This window comes from Rathayibacter sp. AY1H2 (assembly GCF_002931985.1).
In the GTDB taxonomy this organism is placed as follows: Bacteria; Actinomycetota; Actinomycetes; order Actinomycetales; family Microbacteriaceae; genus Rathayibacter.
Genome location: NZ_PSUV01000036.1, coordinates 1 through 8674, shown reverse-complemented (window position 1 = coordinate 8674; position 8674 = coordinate 1). Strand labels below are relative to the sequence as shown.

Genomic DNA, 8674 nt, shown 5'->3' with positions numbered 1-8674 from the left:
GCCCGAAGCAGCCGCCCGCCCCGCCCTCGTCCGCGTGGATCGCCGGCGTCCGCGGCTCGGGCTTCACGCTGCTGGTGATGGGGATCATGATCCTCGCGGTGGTCGTGCTCGCCCCGAGCATCAAGAACTTCGTCGAGCAGCGCGCCGAGATCGCCGAGCTGCAGCGCTCGGTCGACGCGGCCAAGACCCAGGCGCAGAACCTAGACGAGCAGCGCACCCGCTGGTCCGACCCGGCGTTCATCCGTGCGCAGGCCCGCGAGCGGCTGTACTTCGTGATGCCCGGCGAGGTGAGCTACCTCGTGCTCGACGACGTGACGCTCGCCCAGCAGGCGCAGCAGCCCGCGAGCGACACGGTGCAGGAGACCCCGAGCGACTGGGCCGGCTCCCTGCTGTCCTCGATCGCGGTCTCGGGCCTCGGCGAGCCGACCGCCGATGAGCTGACACCGACTCCGTAGCTCCCGCCCGACCCCGTCGCTCCCGCCCGGCCCCGCGTACACTGGAGCGTCCTCCCGGCCGTCCGTCCTCTGGAGCCCCCGTGACCACGCCCCCCTTCGATCCGCCGTCCGAGCGCGACATCGCGGTCGTCTCCGCCCAGCTGGGCCGTCCCGCCCGGGACGTCGTCGGGATCAGCGCACGCTGCGTCTGCGGCGACCCGACGGTGGTCTCCACGAGCCCCCGCCTGTCCGACGGAACGCCGTTCCCCACCTTCTACTACCTGACCCACCCCGCCGCGACGGCCGCGATCTCGCAGCTCGAGGCCACCCAGGTCATGGTCGAGTACAACGCGATGCTCGCCGAGGACGAGGAGCTGCGCGAGGCGTACGCCGCTGCGCACCGGGCGTTCCTGGCCGACCGCGAGAGCGTCGGCTCCGTCCCCGAGATCGCGGGCATCTCCTCCGGGGGCATGCCCTCGCGGGTGAAGTGCCTCCACGCCCTCGCCGCGCACGCCCTCGCGGCGGGCCCCGGCGTCAATCCGATCGGCGATCTGGCCCTGGCCCGCGCCGACTGGTCTCCCGAGCGCTGCGCCTGCAGGCCGCTCGACGCGTAGCCGCTCCTACCGGAGCCACGGAGGCGCCACCACCGGCGCGCTCTTCGCTAAGCTGATTCCCAGTCGGGGTCAGTGTTGCCCACCGCATCGAGAGCGGGCACTTCGCATTGCGTGAGGGTGTTCGCATTGTCCATCCCTCTTGGAGAGTCAACCGTGCCCAGAATCCTGATCGTCGGAGGCGGCTACGCCGGCTTCTACACCGCGTGGAAGCTCGAGAAGCAGCTCCGCCCGCACGAGGCAGAGGTCACGATCGTCGACCCGCTGCCCTACATGGCGTACCTGCCCTTCCTCCCCGAGGTCGCCGCGGGGTCGATCGAGCCGCGCCACGCGATCGTCTCGCTCCGCCGCCACCTCAAGAAGACCGCGATCCTCGCCGCCAAGGTGACGAAGATCGACCACGCGAACCGCACCGCGACGATCACCCCGACCGTGGGCGAGCCCTACGAGTTCGAGTACGACCAGATCGTCGTCACCGCCGGCTCCGTCTCGCGCACCTTCCCGATCCCGGGCGTCGCCGACAACGCGATCGGCCTGAAGACGATCGAGGAGGCGACCGCGATCCGCGACCGCATGCTCACGAACTTCGACAAGGCCGCGTCGCTCCCCGCCGGCCCCGAGCGCTCGCGCCTGCTGACCGTCACGGTCGTCGGCGGCGGGTTCGCGGGCATCGAGGTCTTCGCCGAGCTGCGCTCCTTCGCGAGCGCGCTGCTCAAGCGCTACCCCGAGATCGACTTCGAGGAGACGCAGTTCCACCTCATCGAGGCGATGGGCCGGATCATGCCTGAGGTCGCCCTCGAGACGAGCCACTGGGTGCTGAAGAACCTCGACCAGCGCGGCGCCACCGTGCACCTCGACACGCAGCTCAAGTCGGCCGAGAACGGCGTCATCCAGCTGTCGACGGGCGAGAGCTTCGAGTCGGACCTCATCATCTGGACCGCGGGCGTCATGGCGAACCCGTCGATCAAGAACTCCGACCTGCCCATCGAGGAGCGCGGCCGCCTGCGCGTGCGCGCCGACCTCCGCGTCGGCCACGACGACGTGCTCGTCGAGGGCGCCTGGGGCGCCGGCGACGCGACGGCCGTCCCCGACCTCACCGGCGGCGGCGTCGGCGGCTTCTGCGTGCCGAACGCCCAGCACGCCGTCCGCCAGGGCAAGCTCATGGCCAAGAACATCACCGCGGTGCTCCGCGGCGAGGAGCCGGTCGACTACGTGCACAAGAACCTCGGCGCGGTCGCGGGCCTGGGCATCGGCATCGGCGTGTTCCAGTCCGGCAAGATCGCCGTGAAGGGCTTCCCCGCCTGGGTGATGCACCGCGGCTACCACGGTCTCGCCATGCCCTCGTGGGAGCGCAAGTTCCGCGTGGTCTGGGGCTGGTGGAACAACCTTTGGCTCGGCCGCGACATCGCCTCGATCGAGGCCCGCGAGTACCCCCGCGGCTCCTTCGAGACCTACGCGTCGCGTCCGCGTCCGGCGGCCCCGGCCGCCGAGGCTCCGGCCGCGCAGGCCCCGGCGCAGATCCCCGGCCAGGCCGGTGCTCCGGTCCCGGTCGGCGGCGAGCCCGCCAAGTCCTGACACCGCCGCCGGGAGGGTCGCTCCTCCCGGTGGTCGCCCCCATAGCCCAATCGGCAGAGGCAGACGACTTAAAATCGTCTCAGTCTGGGTTCGAGTCCCAGTGGGGGCACTCCGTCCGACGTGCCGCTCTCTAGGCGGCGCGGGCGTGCGCGCTGCGTCGAGCGGGCTCGAGCAGCCCGGCCTCGAGGGCCTGGGTGATCTCGCCCGGGGTGCAGTCGGCGCAGAGCACGACGAGCTCCTCCTCTTTGTCGCGGCCGCCGGAGCGGTCGAGGACGACGGCGTCGGTTCCGCAGAGTGCGCATTCGATCATGCGGGTACCGTACGTCCGACCTCCGACATGAGCGCGGCAGTGCCCCGGCGCGTCTCGCCCGGATCCGGCAGGGCGCCGGGCGCGCCTCCGGACCGGTCGTCCTTCCGGCCGGAGGAGCCCCCGTCTCGCCCGGATCCGGCAGGGCGCCGGGCGCGCCTCCGGACCGGTCGTCCTTCCGGCCGGAGGAGCCCGGTGTTCGGGAATCGGACGAGGATCCCGCGCGCCCGCGCCGCCTCGCCTAGAGTCGTCACCGGGCGGTTCCGAGCCCGGGCGCCCGCGTCCGGATGCGAGCCGCCCGGTCCACGGCGGGCGCCGGAACGGTCCCGCTTCTCGTGCCCGCGGGCACCGTCATGCACCGCCCGGCGACGGGCGGCCGGGAGGCCCCCATGGGGAAGCTGCTCTACGGAGCCTCGGGAGTCGAGATCGAGTTCGACGACCGCACGCTCACGCACGTCCAGATCGTCATCGCCAACAAGCTGCGCCGCCGCGAGAGCTTCTTCTTCTCCTGGCGGGACGACCCCGCGGTCGGCGACGGCCGCTCGAGCATCTGGCTCGACCCCTCCGTGCCCCTCTACTTCAAGTACTTCGGCGGACGGGTCCCCTCGATCAACCGCACCTGGATCGACCTGCTGACCGTCTCGGCGAACTCGTCCGGCGGGCTGCAGCTCGTGCAGGAGCCGGACGCCGCCCCCACCCCGCCGCCGAAGGGCGAGCAGGGCGCCTGACCCCCACCCGCCACGCCCCGGAGAAGAGCCCCATGCAGCGCGACGTCTCGGCCCGCCTGACCCTCGACGTCGCGGCTCCGGCCGCCCTCGTCCTCTCGATCGCGGTGGCCGACGCGTACGGGGCGGAGGAGTCGCTGACGCTCACCGTCGACGGCCGCCCGCTCCCCGCTCGCGAGGTGATCGACCAGCACGGCACCCGGCTGCACGTGCTCGACGCGCCGGTCGGGCACCTCGTCGTGGATTACTCCGCGCGCGTCCTGGGACGCCTCGCTCCGCTCGAGGGCGACGAGGTGGACCGGCTGCGGTACCTGCGGCCGAGCCGCTACGCCGAGTCGGACGTGCTGTCGGCGACGGCCCGGGCCGAGTTCGCCGGCCTGGCCGGGGCGGACCTCCTGCACGCGGTGAGCTCCTGGGTCGGCACGCGGCTGGCGTACGTCCCCGGCTCGAGCCTTCCGACGGACGGGGCCGAGCGGACGCTGCTCGCCCGCCGCGGCGTCTGCCGCGACTTCGCGCACCTCGTCGTCGCCCTCCTCCGTGCGCTGGACGTGCCCGCCCGACTGGCGGCCGTGTACGCCCCGGGACTGCAGCCGATGGACTTCCACGCGGTCGCGGAGGCCTGGATCGAGGGGGAGTGGCGGGCGGTCGACGCGACGACGCTCGCGCCGCGGTCGAGCCTCGTGCGGATCGCGACGGGACGCGACGCGGCCGACACCGCGTTCCTCGGCGTCTACGGCGGCATAGCGACGCTGCGCGAGCTGACCGTCGGCGCCGTGGCCGACGTGCTGCCGGGCGACGACCTCGACCGGCCCGTCTCGATCGGCTGAGCGGGCCCCCGAGCCCGGCTACTCCGACTCGACGAAGCGCCGCCAGGCCCAGATCGACGTGCACACCGCGCTGAAGGCGACGACAGCGAAGAGCACCGGGCCCGCTCCGCCGTCGGTCGACCAGGACGCGATGGTCGGGGTGAGCAGCACGAACAGCACGGTCGTCGCGAGGAGCGTGAGCCCGAGCCAGAGCAGCGGGGACCAGCGCAGGATACTGCGGCCGGCGGGGCGCCCGACCGGGAACAGCAGCACCACGCTCGAGCCGACCGAGATCAGCGTGGTCGCGCTGAGCACCTCCGCGGCGAGCACGGAGCCGAACGAGCCGTCGGGCGGGACCACGGCGGAGGCGCCCCAGGCGAGTCCGGCGAGGCCCAGCAGCGAGACGACGCGGACGGTGGAGAGCTTCGCCCGGTCGACGGCGGATGCGCCCTCGGGGAGGACGAGGCCGATCACCACGCCGAAGAGGAGCGCCGGGTCCAGTCCCGCGAAGCGCGAGACGAGAGCGGCCGCCGCGACCAGGAGCAGCGCGCGCGGAGCGGCGACGACGCCGATCCCGCTGACGCCGATCCGTCGGCCGACCAGCGCGGGGACGGCGGCGGCGACCGCGTTGACCACGGCGACGGCCACGATGACGGCGATCAGCAGGCGCAGGTAGGCGGGCTGGCCGTCGACGCGTCCCGAGAGCAGGACGAGGCCGGCTGCACAGCCGATCATCCCGACGACCATCAGGCGCGGCGAGGCGGGACCGGTGTCCGGCTTGTCGTCGTACTCGACGGCGGCGCGGTTCCGGCCCGTGAGGTGCCAGCTGCGCTCGGCGCGGGGCGCGCGCCCGGCCGCGGCGAGGCGGGCCGGCACGACGACCAGGGCGAGCGAGAGCAGAGCGAGGGCGAGGGAGCGCATCCAGTCGGCCATCGAGACGACGGGCGATCCGGCGGACAGCGCGGTGGTCATCCCGGTCGCCGCGCTCCAGCCGCCCGGCTCGGATCCGGCGTCGGGGGCGGGCTGCGGCGGCACGTCACCGCCGTCCTGGTCTGGAGCCGGGACCGGTGCTGCGGTGGGCTCGGCGGTCGGCTCGTCCTCGGGCGCGGGCGCGGCCTCTCCGGGGCGGACGGGCGACGGGGACGCGGTCGGCGCCGCGCTGCTCGGAGCGGGAGACGCGGCGGCCCCGGGCGCGCTGGGCGCGGCTCCGGGGGCGGCCGGCGTCGTCGCGCTGGGCGTGCCGGTGGGAGCGGTCGTCGCCGCCGCGAAGGTCACGTCGATCCAGGGGCTCGGCGGGCTGTAGTTGCCGGCGCTGTCGCCGGCGATGGCGGAGACCCGATGCGCGCCCGCCGTGATCGTGCCGCCGGTGCAGCTCCAGGCGCCTCCGCTGACCGCCGCGTCGCAGGTGTTGACCCGGTCCACGTACACGTAGGCGCGAGTGCCGTCCACGCCCGTCCCGGAGTAGGACGCGCCGCTGAGCGGCAGGGCGGCGCCGTCCGACGGCGAGGTGAGGGCGGGGGCGGCAGGAGCAGCGGTGTCGACCACGAGGGTCACCGGCGCGCTGGCCGGCGAGGCGGCGCTGCCGGCGAAGGAGGCGGTCTGCGTCGCGGTGACGCGGTAGCTGCCCGGCGCCGGAGTGGGGGCGAGCTGGCAAAACCACGCGCCGCCGGAGTCGGCGGTGGCCAGGCACGCGGCGCCGCCGTTCGAGACCGCGGCGACGCTCGCGCCGGGGTAGGCCGTGCCGCGGACCGAGCCCGCGGAGGTCGCCGAGCCGTCGACCGACTCGATGACGGGGGCGCTGAGGACGGCGATCGGGACGGCGGCCGAGGTGGTCCCGCCGCCGGCGAGGAGCTCCACCGCGACCAGGGTCGCCGGCCCGTCGTCGAGGGAGACGGCGCAGCTCCAGCCGCCGTCGGGGCCCGCGGTGGTGATGCAGAGGGGGTCGCCGCCGCCGCGGAGCCCGATCTGCACCTGGTCCCCGGCCGTCGCCGTGCCGGTGACCGTCGTCGCTCCCGTGCTGAGGACCGCGCCGGAGGAGGGAGCGGTGATCGCGAGAGCGGCGGCCTGCGCGGCCGGCGCGGCCAGGCCGGAGACGGAGGCGACGGCCGCGAGGAGCACCAGCAGCAGGGCGGCCGTGCGGCGCGGGGATCGGCGGAGTCGGGGCACCGGCACGACCGGTGAACCCCCCGGTACTGCCACGTCGACGCCCGATTTCACGATGCGTCCATTGCACGGGGGCAGGGGGGAGCTGTCAAGCGCGCCGCACCACTGTTCCCGGATGTACACCATCCGGAGGAGGCGTCTCGGCCGGTCGGGGGAGTCGGGGAGATCCGGGAGAGCGCTTCCGCGAGAATATACCCGTCGATCAGATCCGGAGGACAGTGGAATGCGCGAAGACGAGGCCCGCGGGCGCGATCGGCGGGAGGTGCGCGTCGAGGCCGCGCGCTTCGACGATCCGCGCGAGCTGGGCGGGCTCCTGCCGCCGGGCCTGCGCATCGGACTGGCGCAGAGCGCCTTCCAGACGGAGGGCTCCCTCGAGACGGGCGGCCGGGGCCGGTCGGTGTGGGACGACTTCGCGCTGCGACGGGGGACGATCGCCGAGGAGGCCACTCCCGAGATCGCGACGGACTTCCTCCTGCGCTGGCGCGAGGACCTCGCGCTGCTGGTCGATCTCGGCGTCGACGAGCTCCGGTTCTCGGTCTCGTGGCCCCGGCTGCAGCCCGACGGACGCGGGCCGATCGACCGCGGAGGGCTCGGCTTCTACGACCGCCTGCTCGACGGGCTCGCCGAGACGGGGATCCGGGTCGCGCTGACCCTGCACCACCGCGACACCCCGTCGGCGCTCAGCGGCGGCTGGATGAACCGCGACACCGCGTTCCGCTTCGGCGATCTCGCCTTCGAGCTCGGCGGGCGGTTCGGCGACCGGGTCGCCGACTGGATCACCCTCGACCAGCCGTCGACGGTGATGCTCGAGGGCTACGCGCTCGCGCGGCAGGCGCCGGGCGCCGGCCGGCTGTTCAGCGCCCTGCCGGCGCTGCACCACCAGCTCCTCGGGCACGGCGTGGCGCTGGAGGCGCTGCGGGCGGCGGAGGTGACCGGGAGGATCGGCCTCGTCGACGCGCTCGCGCCGGTCGAGCCCGCCTCGGACGACGACCGGGACCGCGCCTTCGCCTCCCTGGCGGACGTCCTGCGGAACCGCCTGGTGGCCGACGCCGTGCTGACCGGGTCCTACCCGGTCGGACCGGAGGAGCTGCCGCCGTTCCTCGGCGCCCTCGCGCAGGCGGATCCGGTCGACCTCGCGCGCATCTCGGCTCCGCTCGACTTCTACGCGGTCGCGCCGCTGCCGCCGCTGCGGATCGTGGCGGGCCGCGACCCGGCGCTGCCGACCGGGGTGGGCGCTCCTCCCGCGCTCCCCTTCCACACGGCGCCCTGGCCGGAGCTGGACCGCACGGGCGACGGCTCGCCGGTCGCACCCTGGGCGGTGGTCTCGGTGCTGCGGTCCCTCGTGGAGCGCTACGGCGACGCCCTGCCGCCGCTGGTGGTGACCGCGCTCGGCGCGAGCTACCCCGACGAGCCCGATCGCGAGGGTGCGATCGTCGACACGGAGCGGATCCGCTGGCTCGGGGCTCACCTGGCCGCTCTCGCCGAGGCCGTCCACGACGGACTGCCGGTGGAGGCCGTGCAGCTCTGGACCCTGGTCGACGCGTTCGAGTGGCAGCACGGCTACAGCCGCCCGCACGGGCTCGTGGCCGTCGACACGCGCAGCCGGGACCGCGTGCCCAAGGCGTCGTTCGACTGGCTCCGGCGCGTCCTCGACGCCCGCTCCTGACGCGGGGGCGTGCGAGACTGCCGCCGTGCGCAGCCTCCTCGCCCTCGCCTCCGTCCTCCACGCCGACCCCGCCCCGGTGCTCGCCGCCCTCGCGGACGTCCTCGCCGCCGACGGCGCCTACGAGCGGCGGGGGAGCGGGCTCGAGCGCCGACTCCCGGTGCTCGGCGTCGAGCAGTGGCGGGTCCTGGCGGACGAGGAGGGGGCCCGGGTCGAGTGCGAGCTGGTCGCCGCACCCGCCTCGTCGGCGCTCGCCGGGGTCCTCCTCCGGCGGCGGATCCGCGAGGCGCCGGACCGGTTCCGCGCGGTCGTGACCGCGGTCGCCGACGCGGTGGAGTGACGCTCCGGGGACGCCCGCGCATTCCCCGTTCGGGGGGCGCGCGGCAGTGA

The 8674-nt window shown here is 74.6% G+C and carries 9 protein-coding genes and 1 tRNA gene; 8 read left to right on the top strand and 2 right to left on the bottom strand.

All coding sequences use genetic code 11. The features are described 5' to 3' along the window. The 4 genes from C5C29_RS16640 to C5C29_RS16625 all read left to right on the top strand — a co-directional run. On the top strand, nt 1-455 hold a 455-nt coding region (locus tag C5C29_RS16640), incomplete at its 5' end, for a septum formation initiator family protein (RefSeq protein ID WP_104225017.1). 80 nt (nt 456-535) lie between these two features. After that, nucleotides 536-1048, top strand: a complete 513-nt coding sequence (locus tag C5C29_RS16635) for a DUF501 domain-containing protein (RefSeq protein WP_104227430.1) — start codon at nt 536-538, stop codon at nt 1046-1048. 153 nt (nt 1049-1201) lie between these two features. Continuing rightward, nucleotides 1202-2620, top strand: a complete 1419-nt coding sequence (locus C5C29_RS16630) for an NAD(P)/FAD-dependent oxidoreductase (protein ID WP_104225019.1) — start codon at nt 1202-1204, stop codon at nt 2618-2620. Nucleotides 2621-2655: 35 nt separating this feature from the next. Then, a tRNA-Leu gene (locus tag C5C29_RS16625) sits at nt 2656-2729 on the top strand. A gap of 21 nt (nt 2730-2750) precedes the next feature. On the opposite strand, the gene C5C29_RS16620 is transcribed toward C5C29_RS16625, so the two are convergent. Further along, nucleotides 2751-2930 (bottom strand): hypothetical protein, encoded by a 180-nt coding sequence (locus C5C29_RS16620; protein ID WP_104308590.1) that lies wholly within the window; start codon nt 2928-2930, stop codon nt 2751-2753. A gap of 386 nt (nt 2931-3316) precedes the next feature. Here C5C29_RS16620 and C5C29_RS16615 point away from each other — a divergent pair, with 386 nt between their 5' ends. Together C5C29_RS16615 and C5C29_RS16610 are read left to right on the top strand one after the other, a co-directional pair. Further along, a complete protein-coding gene (locus tag C5C29_RS16615; protein ID WP_068211888.1) occupies nt 3317-3655 on the top strand; it encodes an ATP-dependent DNA ligase in 339 nt (112 codons plus the stop codon). Between the two features lie 32 nt (nt 3656-3687). Continuing rightward, nucleotides 3688-4479: a transglutaminase family protein gene (locus tag C5C29_RS16610; RefSeq protein ID WP_104225021.1), complete on the top strand. Its 792-nt coding sequence runs from the start codon at nt 3688-3690 to the stop codon at nt 4477-4479. Between the two features lie 18 nt (nt 4480-4497). Here the strand turns inward: C5C29_RS16610 and C5C29_RS16935 are convergent, their stop codons facing one another. Further along, nucleotides 4498-6624: a hypothetical protein gene (locus C5C29_RS16935; protein ID WP_146083503.1), complete on the bottom strand. Its 2127-nt coding sequence runs from the start codon at nt 6622-6624 to the stop codon at nt 4498-4500. Between the two features lie 220 nt (nt 6625-6844). On the opposite strand from C5C29_RS16935, the gene C5C29_RS16605 reads away from it, so the two are divergent. After that, complete coding sequence (locus C5C29_RS16605; protein WP_181128846.1) at nt 6845-8287, top strand: glycoside hydrolase family 1 protein; 1443 nt, start codon at nt 6845-6847, stop codon at nt 8285-8287. Between the two features lie 25 nt (nt 8288-8312). Beyond that, on the top strand, nt 8313-8624 hold the full coding sequence (locus tag C5C29_RS16600) for a hypothetical protein (protein ID WP_104227427.1): 312 nt from the start codon (nt 8313-8315) through the stop codon (nt 8622-8624). Nucleotides 8625-8674: the final 50 nt, after the last annotated feature.

Coding starts and splice junctions, on each gene's coding strand:
- C5C29_RS16620 (WP_104308590.1), bottom strand. CDS start 2,930: ATGATCGAATGCGCACTCTGCGGAACCGACGCCGTCGTCCTCGACCGC.
- C5C29_RS16615 (WP_068211888.1), top strand. CDS start 3,317: ATGGGGAAGCTGCTCTACGGAGCCTCGGGAGTCGAGATCGAGTTCGAC.
- C5C29_RS16610 (WP_104225021.1), top strand. CDS start 3,688: ATGCAGCGCGACGTCTCGGCCCGCCTGACCCTCGACGTCGCGGCTCCG.
- C5C29_RS16605 (WP_181128846.1), top strand. CDS start 6,845: ATGCGCGAAGACGAGGCCCGCGGGCGCGATCGGCGGGAGGTGCGCGTC.